The sequence below is a fragment of the Nocardia vinacea genome, assembly GCF_035920345.1.
GTDB classification, from domain to species: Bacteria; Actinomycetota; Actinomycetes; order Mycobacteriales; family Mycobacteriaceae; genus Nocardia; species Nocardia vinacea_A.
This window is the reverse complement of record NZ_CP109149.1, coordinates 8,847,206-8,866,514: the sequence shown is the minus strand read 5'-3', so window position 1 is coordinate 8,866,514 and position 19,309 is coordinate 8,847,206. Positions and strand designations below refer to the sequence as shown.

General features: G+C 62.5%; 19 protein-coding genes and 1 pseudogene. 5 read left to right on the top strand and 15 right to left on the bottom strand.

Translation table 11 applies throughout. The features are described 5' to 3' along the window. Positions 1–4: 4 nt before the first annotated feature. Positions 5–445 (top strand): NUDIX domain-containing protein, encoded by a 441-nt coding sequence (locus tag OIE68_RS40100; RefSeq protein WP_327096101.1) that lies wholly within the window; start codon positions 5–7, stop codon positions 443–445. Between the two features lie 107 nt (positions 446–552). On the opposite strand, the gene OIE68_RS40095 is transcribed toward OIE68_RS40100, so the two are convergent. Genes OIE68_RS40095 through OIE68_RS40085 form a run of 3 tightly spaced genes read right to left on the bottom strand, consistent with a single transcriptional unit; the run spans position 553 to position 1,436 of the window. After that, complete coding sequence (locus OIE68_RS40095) at positions 553–834, bottom strand: hypothetical protein (RefSeq protein WP_327096100.1); 282 nt, start codon at positions 832–834, stop codon at positions 553–555. Between the two features lie 3 nt (positions 835–837). Beyond that, entirely contained in the window at positions 838–1,035 is a 198-nt protein-coding gene (locus OIE68_RS40090; protein WP_327096099.1) for a hypothetical protein, read from the bottom strand. Continuing rightward, entirely contained in the window at positions 1,035–1,436 is a 402-nt protein-coding gene (locus OIE68_RS40085; protein ID WP_327096098.1) for a hypothetical protein, read from the bottom strand. The genes OIE68_RS40090 and OIE68_RS40085 overlap by 1 nt, the downstream gene beginning before the upstream one ends. A 10-nt stretch (positions 1,437–1,446) precedes the next feature. Here OIE68_RS40085 and OIE68_RS40080 point away from each other — a divergent pair, with 10 nt between their 5' ends. Continuing rightward, positions 1,447–1,584: a hypothetical protein gene (locus OIE68_RS40080; protein ID WP_327096097.1), complete on the top strand. Its 138-nt coding sequence runs from the start codon at positions 1,447–1,449 to the stop codon at positions 1,582–1,584. A gap of 127 nt (positions 1,585–1,711) precedes the next feature. Here the strand turns inward: OIE68_RS40080 and OIE68_RS40075 are convergent, their stop codons facing one another. Together OIE68_RS40075 and OIE68_RS40070 are read right to left on the bottom strand one after the other, a co-directional pair. Further along, the gene (locus OIE68_RS40075) at positions 1,712–1,930 is read right to left on the bottom strand and encodes a hypothetical protein (protein WP_327096096.1); all 219 of its coding nucleotides are present in this window, start codon (positions 1,928–1,930) and stop codon (positions 1,712–1,714) included. 5 nt (positions 1,931–1,935) lie between these two features. Beyond that, positions 1,936–2,151 carry a hypothetical protein gene (locus OIE68_RS40070; RefSeq protein ID WP_327096095.1) on the bottom strand — a complete coding sequence of 72 codons (216 nt, stop codon included), beginning with the start codon at positions 2,149–2,151 and terminating at the stop codon, positions 1,936–1,938. Positions 2,152–2,442: 291 nt separating this feature from the next. Between OIE68_RS40070 and OIE68_RS40065 the strand changes: the two genes are divergently transcribed. Beyond that, positions 2,443–3,630: a helix-turn-helix transcriptional regulator gene (locus OIE68_RS40065; protein ID WP_327096094.1), complete on the top strand. Its 1,188-nt coding sequence runs from the start codon at positions 2,443–2,445 to the stop codon at positions 3,628–3,630. Positions 3,631–3,774: 144 nt separating this feature from the next. Here OIE68_RS40065 and OIE68_RS40060 read toward each other — a convergent pair whose 3' ends face one another. From OIE68_RS40060 to OIE68_RS40035, 6 genes are all read right to left on the bottom strand, one after another. Then, the gene (locus OIE68_RS40060; RefSeq protein WP_327096093.1) at positions 3,775–4,734 is read right to left on the bottom strand and encodes an alpha/beta hydrolase; all 960 of its coding nucleotides are present in this window, start codon (positions 4,732–4,734) and stop codon (positions 3,775–3,777) included. Positions 4,735–4,905: 171 nt separating this feature from the next. After that, a complete protein-coding gene (locus OIE68_RS40055; RefSeq protein ID WP_327096092.1) occupies positions 4,906–5,502 on the bottom strand; it encodes a hypothetical protein in 597 nt (198 codons plus the stop codon). Between the two features lie 563 nt (positions 5,503–6,065). Then, positions 6,066–6,593 (bottom strand): recombinase family protein, encoded by a 528-nt coding sequence (locus tag OIE68_RS40050; protein ID WP_327096091.1) that lies wholly within the window; start codon positions 6,591–6,593, stop codon positions 6,066–6,068. 309 nt (positions 6,594–6,902) lie between these two features. Next, positions 6,903–10,565 carry a galactose oxidase early set domain-containing protein gene (locus OIE68_RS40045; RefSeq protein WP_327096090.1) on the bottom strand — a complete coding sequence of 1,221 codons (3,663 nt, stop codon included), beginning with the start codon at positions 10,563–10,565 and terminating at the stop codon, positions 6,903–6,905. Positions 10,566–11,168: 603 nt separating this feature from the next. Continuing rightward, positions 11,169–12,164 carry a hypothetical protein gene (locus tag OIE68_RS40040; RefSeq protein ID WP_327096089.1) on the bottom strand — a complete coding sequence of 332 codons (996 nt, stop codon included), beginning with the start codon at positions 12,162–12,164 and terminating at the stop codon, positions 11,169–11,171. A 290-nt stretch (positions 12,165–12,454) separates the two neighbouring features. Next, complete coding sequence (locus OIE68_RS40035) at positions 12,455–12,973, bottom strand: hypothetical protein (protein ID WP_327096088.1); 519 nt, start codon at positions 12,971–12,973, stop codon at positions 12,455–12,457. Between the two features lie 794 nt (positions 12,974–13,767). Here OIE68_RS40035 and OIE68_RS47310 point away from each other — a divergent pair. Both OIE68_RS47310 and OIE68_RS47305 read left to right on the top strand, forming a co-directional pair. Continuing rightward, positions 13,768–14,052 (top strand): hypothetical protein, encoded by a 285-nt coding sequence (locus OIE68_RS47310; RefSeq protein ID WP_419150632.1) that lies wholly within the window; start codon positions 13,768–13,770, stop codon positions 14,050–14,052. A gap of 1 nt (position 14,053) precedes the next feature. Next, positions 14,054–14,170 (top strand): annotated as a pseudogene (locus tag OIE68_RS47305) (hypothetical protein); the annotation flags it as partial. Between the two features lie 210 nt (positions 14,171–14,380). Here OIE68_RS47305 and OIE68_RS40025 read toward each other — a convergent pair. The 4 genes from OIE68_RS40025 to OIE68_RS40010 form a co-directional block, all read right to left on the bottom strand. Continuing rightward, the gene (locus OIE68_RS40025; protein ID WP_327096087.1) at positions 14,381–15,235 is read right to left on the bottom strand and encodes a hypothetical protein; all 855 of its coding nucleotides are present in this window, start codon (positions 15,233–15,235) and stop codon (positions 14,381–14,383) included. Then, a complete protein-coding gene (locus OIE68_RS40020) occupies positions 15,235–15,519 on the bottom strand; it encodes a hypothetical protein (protein ID WP_327096086.1) in 285 nt (94 codons plus the stop codon). Before OIE68_RS40020 ends, OIE68_RS40025 begins: the two co-directional genes overlap by 1 nt. Before the next feature lie 725 nt (positions 15,520–16,244). Continuing rightward, positions 16,245–18,914, bottom strand: a complete 2,670-nt coding sequence (locus tag OIE68_RS40015) for a LuxR family transcriptional regulator (protein ID WP_327096085.1) — start codon at positions 18,912–18,914, stop codon at positions 16,245–16,247. After that, positions 18,911–19,108: a hypothetical protein gene (locus OIE68_RS40010; protein WP_327096084.1), complete on the bottom strand. Its 198-nt coding sequence runs from the start codon at positions 19,106–19,108 to the stop codon at positions 18,911–18,913. The genes OIE68_RS40015 and OIE68_RS40010 overlap by 4 nt, the downstream gene beginning before the upstream one ends. Between the last annotated feature and the right edge of the window lie 201 nt (positions 19,109–19,309).

Genomic DNA, 19,309 nt, shown 5'->3' with positions numbered 1-19,309 from the left:
CTCGATGATCGAGACAACACTGCTGGAGAAGTTGACGCGGGAAGCCGACCGTGACGAGGTGCAACAACTCGTCGTGGGGGCGGTCGTCGAACACGGCGGCAAGATTCTGCTGTTGCAACGCCCCGCTGATGATTTCATGGGTGGGATCTGGGAACTTCCCAGCGGCAAAGTCGATCCCGGCGAATCCATCGACCAAGCCCTGATCCGGGAAGTCAAAGAGGAGACCGGCCTCGACGTCACCGCCATCACGAACTACCTCGGCGAGTTCGACTACCAGTCCGGCAGCGGCAAGAAGAGCCGCCAGTTCAACTTCACTGTCGAGATTGCTAGTGCCGATTCGGTCGAGCTGACTGAGCACGACACTTACACGTGGACCAGTCTGACCGAAGAACCACCGGTCACCGATGCTGTAAAGCAGGTTCTGTCGCGGTACCGGGAGATCTGAACGGGCACCGGCAATTCGGCCGCGCAGAGGGACGAAACCGAAGTCGAAAGAACGTCAACAGCCCGCTCCTGAAACGGAGCGGGCTAGGTTGATGGCGCACGTTCGAGCTACTGGTCATCAGCGGCGTCTTCGATCACCGGAATTACCTCGGTGTCGTCATCTTCGCTCCACCACCGCCGCGGCCTCGCCAGCGGCGATGCACTCGTCGATAGTTCGTCGCCGAGCTCGTTCTCGTCGTACTCCCACGGATCGTCCCTTCTCGATACATTCCCTACCGCGTGCCGCCCCTGCAGCTCGGTTGTCTTCCACCAGTAGCCCAGCCGGAAGCACAGGACCGCTGTGAAGACGACTGAGCCGCTCCACGGGATGGCGACGAGCAGCGGTGGCATTGTTCAGGATTCGTCCTTGCACACGAGCAGATATGCCGCCTCCGCATGCACCACGCAGTCATCCGGATGGTGGTAGCGGTGGATCTCGAGGAGCTGGCGAGCACGCTCAGGGGTGAGTTCCATCAGGTGCACCTGACACATGTACTCCGCGAGCACTCCCTCGGCTTGAACGAATGTCCTGTGGCTGAAGGAGTTCGTCATCAGCACTCTGCCTCATCGGGCGACCCATTCGCCTGCGGTCTGTCAGACTCGTCGCTGGTTGACCCTTCCGGCCGAATCGTCTTCGGCGGAAACACACCCCCGGCCTTGTCCGGCAACCGCACCCGTCCAGCCCGCACATCCGCGACCAACCGGTCGAGCGCTTCGATCTGCCGATTCAGTTCCGCCGCATCGTGTTCGGCGTGAGCGGGTTGGTTCTGCCGCAGCGCCGCCAGCAGGTACTTCCAGCCCAGCCAGGCCACCATCTCGCCATACGACGACGGATTCGTCGGTGCGTCAGCGTCGACCGTAATCCCGCTGACGTGCCCGCCCGCTTCGCGGTCTATCAGCCACGTCAGCAGTGAAAGGTGCTCCTCGGCTGGGGCGCCCCGTGTTGCGGCCATGCTCGTAGACGTGGCGCCAGATGCCGATGTACTGCTGGGCACAACGCATGAGCACCGTGCCGGGTTCGTCTACGCTCGCGAACACCCGGAGGAACGGCCCGGCATCCGGCAGTGGCTGGTCGGGCCGAGCCTCAATCGGTGGGGCTGAAAACAACGCCGGTCTGTTCGGTAAGAGCCCGAGTACAAAATGATCTGGTGGTTGATGGTCAGATGTCACAGTGGAGCGTCCCTTCACATTTCGCAGACAACTGGTGCTCGATAGTTGGCCGGTGCGGTCAGTCCCAAAGTTCGCCGCACGGCAAAGGCGGCAGATCGAGGCGCACATCGTCATCGACCGTGACAACGAATTCGGGAAAGCCCTGGGCCAGTTCATCGGCCACGTTTTGGGCTTGTTCGGCACTGGCTTGGTAATCCAAGTTCAGCGCTCCGGATTCGATGTGGATGTGGCGAATTCGGCGCGGTGGAGTTGCGATATGCGACTGATGTGTCGTCACCACCATCACCGCGGTTTATCCGCTGCGAGCACGATCCAGCCGGCGTCGACCAGGATCTGCTGTGCGGCAGCCTTGCGCGGGCACTGCTTCGCTCGGCAGGCAAGGTGGATCTGCATGACCTCGTGCGCTTGGGCGATCGTGAACGGCAGCATCGGTGCCTGATGGGCGCCTGCGTCGCACAGGGCGATGAGTTGGTACATGGCAAGGGAATTCGTGGGCATCGGGCATCGCTTCTTTCCGGTCAAATAACGGTCGGTAAAGGTGAAGCGGTGCCCGGCACCGAGGGCTTTCGCCACCGGCCCCGGCTCACAGGGGCCAATGCGCCGCCCGAGGGGATAACGGCGTCTGCCCGGTGCCGGGCACCGAAACCGACCATAAAGCCGCTAAAACGCCGGGTGGGCGCGAAAATTTAGGTTTCCGTTTTGTTTATACGAAAACCCATATATTCTGCGGGGGAACGGTTTTCAGGTAGACAGCTTGGGCAAATCAGCCGACAATTGGGGACGCTGGATATGTATATGACAACCGGCGAAGTCATCCGCCGGATTAGGAAATCTATCGGGATGACCCAGGCGGAGCTGGGAGAGTTGCTGAACTTCTCTCAGCCCGCAATCTCGGGCTTGGAGCGCGGCGGCCCCGCCTCACACGACGTCCGTGTCCTGCGACTCGACGAGGAGGCAGACGTGGACCGTCGCAACTTCTTCAGAGCAGGGGCACTCGGGGGCGCAGGCGCCGCCATGGTCGCGGCGAACGTGCCAGCCCACGCTGCGTCATCAGGGATAAAAGTCGGTGCCAGCGACATCGCTCAAATCACGGACAGTATCAACCAGATTCACGAGTTGGATCTCGTTGTTGGCGGTGACCGGCTGTGCCATCTGGCGGCTGGCCAGGCCCGCTACGTCCAGCAGCTGCTCGACAGCGGCAGCTACAACGAGGACACCGGCAAAGCGCTGGCCACGGCCACGGCCGAGATGATGACCGCCGCAGGATGGGTGCACTACGACGCGGATCGTAGAAACGCCGCCCGCCGCTACTATGCCGACGCAGCCCAGACTTCGGCTGCAACAGGCGACGGGATCGCCACATCGCACGCGTTGCTCAACGCCAGCATTATCGACCTGGATACCGACGGGCTGGAAGGACTTCCCGGCCGCCAGCCACGTCCGCAGGACTCAGTACATCTGACCCAGGCCGCGCAGGATGCCGCTCGTCGCAGCGGTGGCCCGAAGGTGCGCGCACTGACCACTCTTCGCGAGGCACAAGCTCTGGGTGCCGCTTCTGACAAGCCAGCGATGGAGAAAGCGCTTAGCCGGGCACACCGCGCGTACGAGTCCGGACGAGGATATGACCCCGATTGGGTATGGCTGCCCGAAGCGGAGTTCAACGGGCTGACCGGCATTTCGTACCTGGGAGCCGGTCACTACAACCAGGCCGTGGCTTATCTGCAGGAGGCTATTGCCGGTACAGCGCAATGGCCCCGTGAGCGAAGCGTGTGGCAGTTGGAGCTTGCCCACACCCACATCAAGGCTGGCGATGCTGCCTACGGCTGTGCGCTGCTTACGGCGAACTTCAACAGCATCAGCGCGGTTGGGCCCGCTCGATTACAACGCAAGTTGGATGCAATCGCGACTGCGGTACGGCCGCATGCCGCAGTTGCAGAGGTGAAGCAGTTCCTGGGGATGCGCGCAACAATCGCGTAATCCGGACGCACTGAGATCATTCCGACTTTGTCGGAGGGGCTGCACCACTCTCGTCCGGTCACCGATCACGCAGCCGTAGCCGATCCGGGAACGATCCTCCACCACGCAGTCCGCCCCCAGCGTGGTGCCTTCGTTCACTACCACCTAGTTGAACAACAGGCTGCGGTCTCCGATCACGACAGGTTCACCGATCGTGTGCTGCCCGCGTTGCGCGTCTCGATACGGGATTCCTTCGGATACCCGAGCGTGCAATGCTCCCCGACGATCACGGATTCGCCGAGTCGGATCGGAGCATACAGTTGCGAGAGCTTCACCCCCGTCACAACATCGACTGTTCGAGCAGCCAGTCAACGGTCGTCTGATCGCTTGGTCTTCGCGTGCCCGGGAGTCGAATCCGTGGTCCGACCCGGCAATCGTTTGCAGCGTGGTGTGTGATCGTGATCGCGCGGCCTGGGCAGCGACGTCATACGACACTGCCGTGTCGTGGTCGCCGTGCACGATCAGCGTCGGCACGTCGGCGGCATGGAAGTCATCCAGCGGCTGGTAACGCGCGAACTCGGTGAACAGGACACGACCGAGCTGGAACTCACCATCGACGAGCAGAAAACCGTTGTCGGCCAGATATTTTTGCCCAATCGCACCGAAATTCTCCTCGCCCCACGCCAACTCCGGAACCAGAAAAGTGCGCCGCAGATCCAGCACCGGGTTCCACAGCACCAGCCGATAGAGATCGTCAAGCCGCGACAGCGACAGTGCCGTCGACACGGCACCGAAGCTCGCCGCCACAATCGACATTCGCTGCCCAGCGAATCGCTCGCGGACCGCGGTCACTGCGGTCTGCAGATCCAGGCATTCACCGGCGATCGTCACCCCCTGCTGAGTTCCACCGCTCGCACCGTGCCCTCGGAAAGAGAACCGCACGACATCGAACCCCTGCGACACCAACTGCTGCGCCAACCGGACGAACATGCCCCCGCCCTCGTCCATGTCCACCGTGATGCCGTGCACCAACAGCACCACTCCCAGTGGGGGCTCGACCGTGCAGTGGTGGACCGCGAAATCCAGCCGGATACCGTCCACAGAACTCAATTCGAGGCGTTGCACCGGTCTGCTCCCCTTCACTCGGCCCCTGGCGCCGACCACAGAGTCCATCGTCTCGTGCGACACCGCCGCGCTCAGCTCAGCGCGAATGCCATGTTCACAATCATGCGTCGCCCGCGCCGGATCGGGCACACCGATGCAACGCCGTGTTCGTCCGCATCAAGTACACATGTTTCATTGGCCACTAGCGTTTCCTTCGAGCAGATCGAGCCGGTCCTGGACGAGCTCGGCTGGGCTTGGTATGAGAACCGCGGCGAACGCGGATGGTATCGGTACGCATGGAATGTGCTGGAACCTGCAGGTCTCATAGCGGCCGACAATGACGAGGCCCACAACGAAGCGGCAGTCCACGCTGTCGCACTCTGGGCGATCACGCGCACGTTCTTCGCCAAGGCCTTCGATGAGGGACATGAGCACGACTGGCGATATGCCGTGAGTACGGCTATCGGCGACCAACCGTTGATCGACGCTGCCTGGCTGGGCGGCAAGCTGGCGGAAGTGTACGAGATCACCCCCAATCACTCCGAATCCGAAGAGGACGGGAAGGATATCGACGAGCTGCACGTTGACATCGATCTCGATGATGAGGGCGGCCAGGAGCTGTTCCAGAAGCTGATCGTTGACGTAGCTGAAACGATCAGCCCCCACCTGTCCGCGCTCGGCGAGGCAACCTTTGTTCGCGTCGCTGTGGGCGGCCAGATCCTCGGACTCAGAGTTTCCACTTCCGCAGTCGGCGATCGAAATGATCTTCGACAACTCCCAGTGGTCCATGGTCGACGCATACGGATGGGTGGGCGGCGGAATGTCGATCTACTGAGATCGCAGCAAATCCCGAACCCGAGCGGCGGCCGTGAAACCGCCTTTCAATGTCGGAGCTACCGTGCACCATTGCCTGAACGACTGACGTCGGACAGGAACCTCGACAGCGGCCCAACCCTCGCGCTTGGCCTCGATGATGCGGGCTTCGAGGTTGTCGCGGAGACGCGACCACCAAGACAAAGCCGAGGGCGCGGCACTCGCCCAGCAGCAGGCCAACGTCTTCCTCGAGATCGCATGATGGCAAGCGGCCCAGCAAGACGGCGGAACCAACCGCCTATAACTGATAATCGGCTTCGATCACCAGCCGCCCACCCGAAAACCGCAGGTCATCCCCGTTCCCATGTTCGACACGCCCCGCCGGGGGCGCCAACCTGCGCATCATTTGCGCAGGTCAGGGCCATTTTGACAAGAGGTGAAAACCGGGACACACAAGAAACCCCAGGTCACGGGTCGCAGGTTCGTGCCCTGGGGTGCTAGCTCAGAGCCGACGACCCTCCAACTTCGATCGGCGCGATCTACGTGCAATCCACTCCGAGGAGTGGGACACACAAGCATGACCGATGACATCGCACAACCAGACGAGAATTCCCCAACCCGAGCACGACCTCAGCGTCAGCCACTCGACGCAGCCTACGAGATCGAGACTGCAGACGGACCCGACGGCGAAGCTCTGGCAAAACAGCAAGCCACAGCCCTACACGCAGTCCTGCGTTGGTACGCCGCACGGCACCTTCCCGAATCAGCTGCCTGACCTGCTGCAGCGAGCGGCCGAGCCGATCCAGGGATGGCACTACCAAGATGTCGCCGGGGCGCAGGTAGTCCAGGCACGCCCACAGTTCCTCTCGCTCGGCGTTCTTGCCGGACTTCTTGTCGGTGAAGATCCGCTGGCATCCGGCCGCGGTGAGGGCGGCGATCTGGCGGTCGAGCAGCTGGCCTTTGGTCGACACTCGTCCGTAGCCGACGTGGCCGCCGCCTCCGCCGATCGGATCGAGGGCGTCGCCGTCGAGCGCGAGCGCATCAGGTTGGTCGGTCGTCGCGGTCATGGCCGTGGCTGTAAGAGAAAAGGTCCGACAGGACTTGTTGAACACCAACCGTTTTCGACACGTTTGTTGAACACCATGCTGGCACGGTCGTCCTGGTGGTTGTCGATGTTCGAAATCGATTGCACAGATACCCGAAGTCGTCTGCACGCGCGTTTACGCTGAGTGGACGCGTAAACGGATGCATGTCCCCGCTCGGTTCTGCGGGAGTCAGCTATCGGTTCCTAGCCGTCGTCGTCGGCGCTGTGCATGAGCACGCCTCGATCTCCCGATCCTGGTCGCAATCATCGAGAATGCTGATCGACTCCAGGATCAACCTGGCCTGGTTTGACAGCTCTCCCGTTTCCGCCGGCGACACAACCTCGACACGACGCAGGCGGGCGGGATGCTGCAAAGGACCTTCGCGATGCTTGTACAGCATTTCGCGAACGTGTCGGTGAGCTGATCGCCATCGAAGCAAGGATGTTCCGGATGTTTGGGGCGGACGGGTCTGCCGCTGCCGTCCGGGTTGGCATGCACTGTGGTCGAGTCGCCGCCGAGGCCGTCGACTCGAGCCGCCAGGAAGGCAAGGTATCGGAGGAAGATCGGGTACCACCGATTGGTACTGGGAATCGTCTGCCCGATGTGTTTCATGATCGACAGCGTGCGAAGTTCGCGATCGAGCAGTAGCTCCGCCTTCGACACCGGGATGTCGAAGGCGATCGACCCGATCACGCGACGGCTTGCACCCTCGACCTGGTGGATGCTGATCCTGTAAAGCTCGCCTGACTGCACCGTGTCCGGTAGGTGGACGCTGAGCAGGGCCGGGATGTTGGTTCCGGTTCCACCCGGAATCGGGATCCAGGTGTGATTGGCTACCGTGCATTTCAGCGTCTTGTCGTCGAGGACCGTGAAAGGCGCCGGACTGTTGCGGAAGAACGCCGCCAAACCGGCAATGTCCCTGGTGTCGATATTCGAGAAGTACAGAGTCACCTCGCTGGCGCGTGGCAGGTTGTGCCAGTTGACGATGAGCTCATCAGGCCTGACCCTGTCGGGGAACGTCCGGAACGCCGACGGCTTGACCTCGAAGGGATGCACGACGTGGTGCGAGAACGGGGCACCCGGGTTGTCAGAGTGCAGCAGGACCAGATTGCGCTGCGACAGGTTGTCCGAGTTCCCTGGTGTGTCACCGGTGTTGGTCTCGTCGTCAGCGAAGAAGATCTCCGCGACGAGGCACTGGTGTGGGCTCCGGAAGAACTCCTGGATCGGTTGAGCCGATGCATCGGCCCACGGCCCGTGCTCGGTGCCCGGCGTGAGCGGGAAACGTTTGACGTCGGGCTCGTTGATGTCGAGCCAACACGCGAAATAGGCAGTAACTTCCTGGCCGGCTGTCGGGTCGATGTCTTGGAACTCATAGTGCTCCGCCAGTTCCTGGTCTGCCATCGTCGTTGCGCCGGCCTGGCCATTCACGGTGTTCTTTCGCTGGCTGAGGAAGAATGGAATGCTCGCGACCTCGTCGCCGGCCAGGCCGAGAGCGGGAACCGGGTCAGCACTCGTTCCTGTATTCCGGTACACACCGTCGGTGTTGTACTCCAGGCCGGTCGCCGCCGTCGTGCACAGTCGGAAGAACACCTTCACGTGTGTCGCTTCGGTGGTGACGGCTCGGTATCGGACCTTGGCGACCGCGTAGTTGTACACACGAGCGGAGCCCTCGAACGGCGCGAGGTCCACGGCCGCTGCGTCGCCCTCCGTCGGGAGGTCGTAAAACGGATGGGCTCTGTCGTTCGGCAGCTCCCTGAACTTGTCGATGAGCGCCTTCGCGAACGTCTCCGGAGCGCCCGCACCGGTTCCTTGGGTGAGGTCGTAGTCGCCGAGTAACATCTGACCGGCGCGCACCCGGAAGGTTCGGATGTCGGTGCTCAACCAATGTGGATTCCGCGCCACCGGATCGATGTCGACCATGTACGGATTCGGACTCTTCACCAGGTCGAACCTCGCAGTGCAGGAAGTAGTTTCATGCCGGAAGGTGACCCGGATGGTCCGTTTGTCGGCGAAGGTGTCGAAGATGTCGGGGTTGCGGATCTCGACTGTGAACGGGTAGGTGACCCGCTGGGCGGCTTCGGGCCGTCCCAGGTGTTCCAGCCAGCGACCCCCTTCTTGGGTGAGCGCGATGTCCGACATGGCAACCGGAGTGTTGGTGTCGGCCCATTCCAGTTCTGGGATCAGGCTGGTGGGAAGCTCGCCCGCCAGGTATCCGTCGAACATCGCGTAGATGGCGAACGGGAAGTCGGCGTCAGCCGGCGCGAAGGAGAGCACCTCTTCCTCTGAAAATCTGCTTCGATCGAGCACGACGTCGCACGAAACGTGCGCGACGCGGACAATCTGTGCGGTCTCACACGGCAGGCCTTCTTCGGTGACGGCCCAGAGCATGTAGTAGCCGGGTGGTAGCACGGATGCATCCCTGGGTAGGTCCGCTGTGATTGTCGCCGTTCCGGCCGTCACGTCGAACGGAAGAGCTACGAACCGCTGGTCGAAGTCCGCTGCGTGAGTAACAGAACCGCACCGAATGAGGGCGACCTGGCGGATCGATGCCGCTTCGGCAGCAGATCCCATCGTGAAGGTGAAGTCGGCCTCGTCGAGGGTGAGCAGCGATGGTGCGGTGGCGATCGTCGGTCGGCCGGGATCGTCGAAGTAGTCGGGGAAGTAGAGTTCGATGTTGAGCTGTGCCCTTGTTTCGTCGGGCTCTCCATTCTGTCCGTCTATGTTGGAACCGGAAACGAGGACGCTGCCGTCCGGGAGCAAGAGCGCAACGCTGTGGTAGTTGCGCGCCTTCTGTGCCGGCTCTTCGATCGTGTCCCACTCTCCCACGGCCCCGGCCCGGTACTCGAGGTTCGACCAGTCGATGTTCGGCGTGAACAATTCGGGTTCTTTGACGGCGTTGTCGTCGTCGCGCCCACTCGGTGTCAGATCGTCGTTGATCCCGCCGGACACGAAGATCTGGCCGGTGGGCAGGTACACCGGACACGAGAACACCCGGCGCTTACCCTCGGCGGTGCCGGTTCGATCTCCTGCGTCTGCCCACTCGGGAGTGCTCGCTCCCGCGCTGAGGTCGAGTTCGATGAAGCGGGGAGTGACGTCGTTGACCGCCATCACCCTGGTTCGGTAGCCGTCGCCTGGGACCAGTGGCAGCCCGATGACCGAGTAGTCCCATCCTGCGTCGTACATCCCACCGGGCGGGTCCATGACCGGCCCGGTGAGAGCGCCCGTATTCGGATCGAACAGCCGACACTCGTTGTTGTGCTTGGTCGTGAAGAAGATCAGCCCGCCGGTGACGAGCGTGGCCCGCGGGTACCAGTTCCCGCGTAGTGTCGGGTGCTCGAAATGGATCGGGGTCGGATACCACGTCCAGGTATTCGCCTGCGACCAGTACCGCTCCGGAAGTTCGTTCTCGTGCCAGTCCTCCGAGCGTCGACTCGGATGCCCACCGAACGCAACGAGGTCTCCGGACGGCAACGTGAGGATCGTCGGGTACCAACGACCACCGCCCTTGCCGGGACCCACCTGGAAACCGAGGTCGGCGACACGATCCCAGGTTTCGCGATCCTGATTGAACATCCAACACGCTTGGTGGCCGCCGAAGTTGCCGTGTACATGCCCATGCCCGCCGCCGGGTCCGCCTACGTCGCCCCCGTCCGCGCCCCACGACTCGGTTCCCCCTGCGATGAGCAGCCTGCCGTCGGCAGTGAAGGCATGACCGGAGCAGAACACGTCGGTGGTTGGAGAATCGATCTTGACGGCATCGCCGCGGGCGGCGACGTCGTAGATTACCGTTCGGTCGACATTGTCGGGGTCAGCAGGCTGATCGTCGGTACCTCCCTGTTCTGGGTTGTGCTCGGAACCGCCGAGCATCACCACCTTGCCTTTCATGCCTCCCGGCACGAGCGCCGCATGAACTGACAGGATCTGCGAATTTATGGGTTCCGGATCCCAAGGCATGGAGAACCTCCTGAACTGCGATGGACCGCTGCACCGACGAGACGTGCGCCACGCATGAAATAAAGTCTTGCGGTGGGATTCGCCGATGGCACGAGTAGTCGAGTACTTGTTCCGTTCGAAACGGATGATGATCACCCCGTGGGCACATCGAAGATGGGACCAGAGACCTATCCGTATCGACAGACCGCGATCGTCAGATCGGATAGGAACCCACGATGACCAGGCGTTTTCCAGTTGCCCATGTTTTGCGTGTCCTGCCCAGGGCACGAACCTACGACAGGGCCAACTGCAGGGGATCGACGCCCATGCGATGGCAAAACTGCACTCTCGTCCGGTCGCTCATGTCCGGCATGGTTGCTGGCCAGCCGTCGTGGCTTGTCATCAAACCCGCCATTTAATGGCTGACGTCAACCAACGAAACCCACGCACGCCAACGCTAGTAATCGATATCACAGCCAAAACTGGGCAGAATTTCAATGCATCCGCAGCTCAGAGGCTCTCTGAACCAACGACACCCAACGTTGCCAGCTCTTGACAACGACACCCATCGCACCCTATTTCGATGCGAGTACATGGAGTTACCAATCGGCTCTATCGCTGGTGTCACGAGGAGGACGCGCCTGTTCCGAGCGCGGCGAGGATTACCCGCGAGAACCCGAAGTACAGGTGGACCAGGCCGAGCATCGAAACCATGAAGTTGTGGTGCTGGATGCCTTCCTGGTCGGGATCGTCGGCAAGCTCGTCGTAGTCTTCGCTTCGTTTGCCGAAGTGAATAAGTTCGCCGTAGTTGAACAGGTTGATGATGTCGGTCGGGTTCACATCCCCGTACATCTCGTGCTTCTCGATCTGGTCCGGTCGGTAGCCGTTCTTCTCGAGGACCATCCGGCACACGATGTTCAGGAGAGGTCGGTTCATCAGCTGGCCACGAGCTCGTCGCCACTCCGCGATGATCGCCATACGCTTCTCGGCATCAACCCCGGTCTCCTGCTTTGCGTACTTGGCGAGAATGTTCGCCACGTTCGAGAAATCGGGATCGCCGGCACTTGAGCTGTGCAGCTGCCGGAACCTCACGGAGAACCCAACCGCCACCTCGTCCTCGACGCGTTCGAAGGTCAGATTCGTATCGCCGCCCTCCATGGACAGTGTCATGCCGCCTTTGTGGCTGACGACGCTGTAGGTCGAGGTCTTCTCGCAGACCTGGACGAATCGCATCAGGTTCCGTAGATCCGCCTGTTCGGCTGGATGCGTAAACGCCGGAAACTCGGCTGGGTCAGGTAGGTCGAAGGCGTAGGTGAGATGCTGCCAGTTGTATTCGAAAGTCGACGGATCGGTAGCTCGTTCGATCAGCGGTGGCTTGAACTTCAGAGGCACAGGCAAGATCGAATCCTGGTGTGTGATCCAGTTGGTCACGAGCGTGTCACCACTTCTTCGTCTCGGCTCAACCTGCAGCTCCGGCAGTGGTTGCCGCTGTTTCTTCGGGGGACGCGGAGGCTTCGGCGGCCGATTCGGGTTCTTCCGTCCGTGCTTCTTCCTCGACAAATCAGGCGCCCTCTCGCTGGTGGAATTCCTGTATTCGGTAAAGCATGACCGATTCCTCACCTCCCGAACACACGGTTTTGCGGGCTACCGCCTGGTGCACAAAGGAAAAACAGCATGCCCCGCATGCATAAACCGACCGCACGCCTGGTGCGAGGTGCTCACGTCGCCGCAGGCCATATTCATGAAAAACCTTGTGGCTGGTTTGTTTTGGCCAGGCCGCGATATCTCAGTTCAGTATCGGTGGGGAGTGGTAGATGTGCGTCCGGCGGTCAGTGAGTCGGTGTGGCCGATCGTGTTCCACTTCCCCGGCAAATAATCGGCCGGGGTCGCATCCTGCGTTCAGGGAGGTCTCAGTAGCCGGCTCCTTTCAGGGAAACCAGCACTCGCGCCTGCGTTTGCACAACCGCAGCCTCATCCGCGACGGCTGCACAACGTGTCATGTCCAGCGCGCGCTCGGTGAGCTTCACCAAAGCTTGCCTCACTGACCTCGCGCATCGCGCGTCCACCGGCAGTACCGGCACCTCGTGACTGACACCGAGACCCTTGCGAACCTTCTCGATGAGATCGCGCGCCGACTCGTCGAACTTATTGACCGCCACCGCAAACGGGACATTGCGGCTTTGGAGGTAATTGAGGGTGGTGGAGCTGTCCTCGAGACGTGAGGGCTCGACCAGGACCAGCGCACCGATGCCGCCGCGCATCAATTCGTCGTAGACCGGCGCAAGCCCCTGACTACCTGGTGTCGAGAACAGATACAAGACCAGATTATGGGGCAAATCTATGCGGCCGCATTCCTCTATGCGGCCCGCATTCCACTTCACCGTTTGACGAAGACCCGCCACGATCATCGGCACCGACATCGGCGTCACCCGCGAGGTACACCTGGTCCGACACGGAAGTAATGACAAGAGTCGTCTTACCCACGCCACTGCCCCAGCGATGATGATCTTGCAGGATGTCTTTGCCCCGTCAACTGGTCCAGCGCCCTGAACAGAAACCCGCAGGCGAAATTCACGGCGGTCAACGTTCACAAGATTCGGCATTGCCTTGTTCGCCGACCCGGTGCCTCGCCGACCGCATCCGCCAGGCGTATGGATAATCATCAGCCCAAGCTCGGCCATATCGTCTATCAGCGTCCGCGCCGTTGCAGGCGACACCCCCAACTCGGCGGCGACCTCCCCGACTCGGCGAGGGTGGGCACACTTCTGCCGTATCGCGCGATACATGGCAGGCATGGTGGCACCGGCGCCGACGTGGCTGCTCGCGCATACCCAGACCTCGGCGAAGAGGTTCAATTCCACTCGTGGCGGGACCACCCGCCGGGGGGAGCGTCAGCCACGCATGTCAAGCAGACGCCGGCGCCCACGGCTGCCCCAGCAGCAAGCGCACATGGGCCCCACCCGCCCATGCCGCACTGCGACGCCTCATCGCAACGGCTCATCACTAATCAATCGCTTCCGTGCAGAGGGAGCAGATGTCCATCAGTCGGGCCACAACCGGACAATCTCGAACACCCGGTAGCCGATGAGTGCGTGACCTTATCGGCTGTATGGAGTATGTGAGGGCTTGTGGCCGAGATGGTCCGCGGTCGAGAACACGTGGCGACGAGTCATTTCGGCATGTTCCGGTCGGTGTGGCCCGGCCGGAACATGCCGAGGTCTAGATGACCTTGGCGGCGATCAGCAGGTTCCAGATCTACCCGGACCCACCGACCACCTGCAAAGACCTCGTCCTGACCGCCGGGGAAACAGCGCTGTCCGAGGTGCCCTGGCACCAGGGCACCAAGACCGGCCCCGCCAACCCGGCGGCCGAGATGCGTTCCCGCTTCACCGCGATCCGGGTGCGCCCGGCCAACCGCACCATCACCCGCGCCTGCGACGGCACCCTGCACCAGGCCTGGCTGATCGCCGAATGGCCCACCGGCGCACCCGAACCCACCGACTACTAGAATCTCCACCCTCCGCACCGACACCCCCATCGAAGAACTCGTCCGGCTGGCGAAGATCCGCTGGCGCATCGAACACGACTACTGCGAACTCAAACACGCCCTCAGTCTGGACCACTTCGAAGGCCGATCCCGGCTCGGCTGGCACCACCACGCCACCCTCGTCACCGCCGCCCACCTGTTCCTCACCACCCTCCGGCTCTACACCCCAAAGGCCAGCGGGCAGGACTGCCCCTCTACGGCATCCTCCGCATAATCCAACGCGCCCTTGCCATCTGGATCGGCACCTGCCCACTCTGCCACCACACCTTCCCCACCTAACAAAGTCCTACTAGAGCCCCCTCCAAAACCGATGCCAGAGTGCGTTGTCGCCGCCGCGTGCGAAGACATCAAGGTGACCCGGCCCCCACGAAACCGGGACCGGCGCGGTGGTGATGGTGCCGCCCAGACTCTCCCAACCCGACCAGGTCTTGCCGGTCCACCATTTGTGCCAAAGCGCGTTGTCGCCGCCGCGTGCGAAGACATCAAGGTGACCCGGCCCCCACGAAACCGGGACCGGCGCGGTGGTGATGGTGCCGCCCAGACTCTCCCAACCCGACCAGGTCTTGCCGGTCCACCATTTGTGCCAAAGCGCGTTGTCGCCGCCGCGTGCGAAGACATCAAGGTGACCCGGCCCCCACGAAACCGGGACCGGCGCGGTGGTGATGGTGCCGCCCAGACTCTCCCAACCCGACCAGGTCTTGCCGGTCCACCATTTGTGCCAAAGCGCGTTGTCGCCGCCGCGTGCGAAGACATCAAGGTGACCCGGCCCCCACGAAACCGGGACCGGCGCGGTGGTGATGGTGCCGCCCAGACTCTCCCAACCCGACCAGCCCGTCTCGCCTGCCACCCGGAAGACCAGTTCGTACCTTCCTTCCGAGGTGTCGAAAATCATCACCTTGTTTTTGGCACCCTGAACGAAGATGTCCGAGCGGTCGAGAATCAATTGCTGCGTTCCTATGTGATCATCATCGAGGGCGAACGGTATGGGCAGGTCGATGCCGTTCAGATTGTCACGAATAGTGTCGGTTAAACGGGTCGTCCTGACAGCCTGATTCGTTTCACCCAGCGACGCGGCGAGAGACAGAGGAATCGTGGTTCGGACAAGTGCCTGGTATTGCTCCGGGGAACCATTGTCTTGTTCCATTACCAGACGATGATTGCCGCATGGTCCGGACTTGCAATCTCCAGCGGTGTTCTGCTGGGCCCCCAGCAGGGAGGATCGTTTACGGTGCGTACCTCGCCAGCGTCGAAGTCTTTGAAAATGCCATGGCGAAATACTTCGAAATTCGGCACCGGCGGAACCGGAATCGGAAGGTTCGGTGGGCGCATGTCCACGGCCGAAATGAGTACATATATTTCTTCTGAGGCAGAATTTTCGTTTACTTCTTCCAGGCAGCGAATCGTGCGCAGCTGAATTGTTTTCGTCATTTTCCTATGACCTTTCTTGACATTTCCCCGGCGGCGCCAGAAGGAACATGCGGCAGACGTTACTGCGCGGCTGGATCGACAGCTGGGGTAGTGGACTACGCCAATCGGTCGGTACCATTCGGGCAGAAATGCCGAAGAAGCGCGGTAAGAAGACCTATGCCAGGTTCGGGAATCGATCAGTCAGTTTTTTGAGAGTCCGGGTGCCGTGTCCGGTGCAGGCAGGCCGCGAGCCGTGTGTCAAACCGCAGAGCCGCCGAACAACGCTGCCAACAGCAGAGATGTCCGAAGACATCTGCACTCGATGCGTGGGTTCTCGCACCCGTAATCCCGCGCCACACCCTCCGCGCAACATGATCATCCACGTGGTGATGCATTGACCACTTGGGCCCAAGTTCGTTTATCGACACCGAGCCCTCGACGCTGGGTGTCGATGTCCAAAGTCGTGGTCGACACTGACCTGCGGACTCGGGGGAGAATGACCGGGACTTCGAACATCGGTGTGTCCCGAACTCGTGTGCAGTACGGTGCTTTTTGCTCGTACTCGGGTTCACGACAGTAGGGTTGCCTAATTCCTATGCCGAATTACGGTCGCGCAGAAATGATTTGACCGGCTCGGTCTGGGTGCGGCGACCCCATTCTGTCCTGCCACGTCTGAACCCGTCCGCAGGCGGTAGTGACTGTGTCTCAACGCAGTGCGAGGGAAGGGAACGAAGTCGGGGTTGGGTTCAGTCTCGTGTGGGGTCGAGGGCGGTGGCGAGCCCTTCTCGGGTGTTGATTCCGGTTTTCTGGGAGGCGCGGAATAGATGTCCTTCGACGGTGCGCACGGACATGACGAGCCGGTCGGCGATCTGCCGGTTGGTCAGTCCTGCCGCGACGAGGGCGATGACTTCGCGTTGCCGGCCGGTGAGCGGGTTGGGGGTGGTGTTCGCACGTAGTGCGGGGGTGTCGGCGCCGGTCTGGGCGGCGAGTCGGCGAGCGGTCACGCTGGCGGTGAGCGCCGCGCCGCGGTGCCCGTTGCGGCGGAACAGGTCAGCTGCTTGGGCCGCGGCGTCGGCGGCCGCGATACGGTCACCGAACGATTCGTACTTACTTGCTGCCTCGCACAGACCATCTGGATCGTTGTCGCGTAATGCGGTCGCGTGCCAGGCGGCGGCGGTGACACGAGGGCCTTGCACGAGGGTGGTGAGTTCGGTAAGGCGGTCGGCGTGGCTACGGTCGCCGAACTGGGTCGCGGCTTGTCGCGCCGTGACTTCATAAGCTGGCCTGTGCTGGGCTTGCGCGATCGTGGCGGCCTCAGTGGCCAAGGTGATGGCGTGGCTGGTCACCCCAGCTGCGGCGCCGGCCCAGGCACAGGCGAGGGCATGCATCTGAGTTAGGAGCGTGTCCTCCGTGCCGCGCCGCTGGAAATCGTTGAGCAGCGCCGTCGCGGCTCTCGTGTCACCGCTCATGGCGGAGGCAGTGGCCAAGATCAGGTGAGCCGTGCCCGGCAACCCGGCAGGGTCTCGAGGAACGGCGATGGCGAGCGCTTCGCGCGAGCGTGCACACGCTGTGGGCAGGTTGCCGCAGGCCAAGGCCATAATGGCCGCGGATACGGCGCGATAGACGAAAGCGATAGGGAAATCCCCGGGCGCTTGATGGAGGCGCTCGGTCACCTGGGCGGCGTCGTCGAGGTAGCCGCCCAGGTGGTATCCGTCGAGATGATGGATGCCGATGACGAAATAGAAGGTGGCCGCGTTGACCGATTCTTGTGCGAGGGCGTAGCCCCGGTCGGCGGCTGCAGACATCTCGTCGTAACGGCCCAAGGCCGTATTGGCTCTGACGAGGGCGGTCAGAGCGAACAGTTCGAAGAACTCGCTGAACCAACCCGGCGCATTCAAGGCTGCGGTCGCGGCCTCGACCGCGAAGGTGGGATTGTTGAAGCTGGCAACCCATCCCATGAGCGCGTCGAACGGGCGCCGCAAACCACAGGCGGCGGCAGCGGTTTCGACCCCGGCCAGTTCGCGCAAGGCAGTAGACAAGTCTGGTTTGCCGGTCAATATCGCCACGCGGTTCAGAATGAGGAAGACGCGGTCCCGTTCGGAGCAGTCGCTCTGTCGCAGTGCCAAGTTCACCGCAAGGGCGTCATCCAGTCGGGTGCAGTGCGTAAGCGTGGCGACGTGCAGCAGGCGCGCGCTGCGGCCTCCACCGGCCTCGACAGCTCGGCGTGCGAGCCGTTCGGCGGTAACAGGGTCGGCGAGTTTCAACGCCGCTACGGCCGCGTTCGTGCACAGCTGGGCATCTGGGGCCAGATCCGAATCGCACACCAGCACCGCGCGACGCACACACTGGATGAGACCAGTGTCCGTGCAAGAGGTCTCCAGCGCGGTGGCGATCTTGCCGCGCAACGCCTGTAACCGCGAAGGGATGGTGTGGGCTCGACGCACTTCCCCGAGTAGTGGGTGGATCAACCGCGCCACCGGTGGGGTGGTTGCGGTGTCGAGACTGATCAGCCCGGCCTGCACGGCGGATTCGACGGCGCCGGGGTCGGTGAGGGAGGCCAGGACGTCGACCTCAAGGGGATCAGCGACCGACAGCATGTCCACCACACCCAGCACGGGGGCGGGTTGGCGGGCGATGCTGGCCTCGATGAGTTCGGCCAACGGTGCTGACACCTGTGGACGGCCCCGCCACACCCACACCCCCGACCGCAGAACAAGCCGACAGGCGGATCGTTCGCCGTCGACCAGGTGGCGCAGGTGCAGCACGTTCCCGCGTGTATAGCGCCACAATGCTGCCGCGGCCGAGGATTCGACCGGCCCACCCAGAACTCGGGTGACCAACTCGGCGGTCTCCTCCTCGGAGAGGGGTTGCAGGTCCAGTCGGTCGAGCAGGTGGTCTTTCCACAGTCCGCGGATGGCGTCTGGCGAGGTGTCGCCGCTGCGCACCGTGATCAGCACGCTCGCCCGCTGGTGGCGCACTATCTGGTTCAGCACGAGTGCGGACTGCTCGTCCAGCAGATGCGCGTCATCGATCCCCAACAGCACCGGTTGCGTTGAGGTGGTCTTGGTCAGCGTGGCGACCACATCCCGGATCCGGCGCAGCGGATCGATCGCGCTGGTTTCAGCGATCGCAGCGAAAACCCCCAAGGGCACCGACTGCGCCGAACGGGTGGCCACGAACCAGCGGCAGTCGCGGCCGTGGGCTCGCCAACGAGCGAGGATCTCGCCGACCAGCCGGGTCTTCCCGACCCCCGCAGGGCCAGCCAGCACCACGCCGAGATTTGTGGGTGTCGTGGACCCCGACACCCAGTTGAGTTCTTCCGCCCGCCCGACTAGCGGCCACTCGGCCACCATCCCTCCAGCGTAGTAGCCAGCGACAGCCCGCGACGGTATCGAGTAGAGCAACTGCGTGGTCATCGCCGGTCGCCGTCCCGGATCGTGGCCAGCTTCGTTTCCGCCATCCGCATCAACGGCCCCACCGCATCGACTTCGATGCTGAGGACTTCCGCGATCACCTCGTCGCTGACACCAGCGGCCCGCAACCGCAACGCCTCCGCATACGGAAACGGCAACCGATCCACCGCCCGTTGCCACTGCTCGTCATCACTCACAACAACCACCGTTCCCAACCAGCACCCGTCGACGTGCAGTAACTCGCTACCCCAATCCATCGCCGCCCCCGAACTAGGGATGAATCGCAGGAAGCGACCATCCGAGCAGTCACGTCAACACGCGACACGCGTACAAAGGCAGCGACATGGCACCCGCTGGTGTCCGGACGGTGTGTGGCTGTGGTCACCCCGCCCGGACAT

What these genes read in the sequence shown, in the direction of transcription:
- OIE68_RS40025 (WP_327096087.1), bottom strand. Translation starts at nt 15,235, where the DNA reads ATGGAACAAGACAATGGTTCCCCGGAGCAATACCAGGCACTTGTCCGA.
- OIE68_RS40070 (WP_327096095.1), bottom strand. Translation starts at nt 2,151, where the DNA reads ATGCCCACGAATTCCCTTGCCATGTACCAACTCATCGCCCTGTGCGAC.
- OIE68_RS40090 (WP_327096099.1), bottom strand. Translation starts at nt 1,035, where the DNA reads ATGACGAACTCCTTCAGCCACAGGACATTCGTTCAAGCCGAGGGAGTG.
- OIE68_RS40015 (WP_327096085.1), bottom strand. Translation starts at nt 18,914, where the DNA reads ATGACCACGCAGTTGCTCTACTCGATACCGTCGCGGGCTGTCGCTGGC.
- OIE68_RS40055 (WP_327096092.1), bottom strand. Translation starts at nt 5,502, where the DNA reads ATGGACCACTGGGAGTTGTCGAAGATCATTTCGATCGCCGACTGCGGA.
- OIE68_RS40020 (WP_327096086.1), bottom strand. Translation starts at nt 15,519, where the DNA reads ATGACGAAAACAATTCAGCTGCGCACGATTCGCTGCCTGGAAGAAGTA.
- OIE68_RS40050 (WP_327096091.1), bottom strand. Translation starts at nt 6,593, where the DNA reads ATGACCGCGACGACCGACCAACCTGATGCGCTCGCGCTCGACGGCGAC.
- OIE68_RS40045 (WP_327096090.1), bottom strand. Translation starts at nt 10,565, where the DNA reads ATGCCTTGGGATCCGGAACCCATAAATTCGCAGATCCTGTCAGTTCAT.
- OIE68_RS40065 (WP_327096094.1), top strand. Translation starts at nt 2,443, where the DNA reads ATGTATATGACAACCGGCGAAGTCATCCGCCGGATTAGGAAATCTATC.
- OIE68_RS40085 (WP_327096098.1), bottom strand. Translation starts at nt 1,436, where the DNA reads ATGGCCGCAACACGGGGCGCCCCAGCCGAGGAGCACCTTTCACTGCTG.
- OIE68_RS40095 (WP_327096100.1), bottom strand. Translation starts at nt 834, where the DNA reads ATGCCACCGCTGCTCGTCGCCATCCCGTGGAGCGGCTCAGTCGTCTTC.
- OIE68_RS47310 (WP_419150632.1), top strand. Translation starts at nt 13,768, where the DNA reads ATGACCTTGGCGGCGATCAGCAGGTTCCAGATCTACCCGGACCCACCG.
- OIE68_RS40100 (WP_327096101.1), top strand. Translation starts at nt 5, where the DNA reads ATGATCGAGACAACACTGCTGGAGAAGTTGACGCGGGAAGCCGACCGT.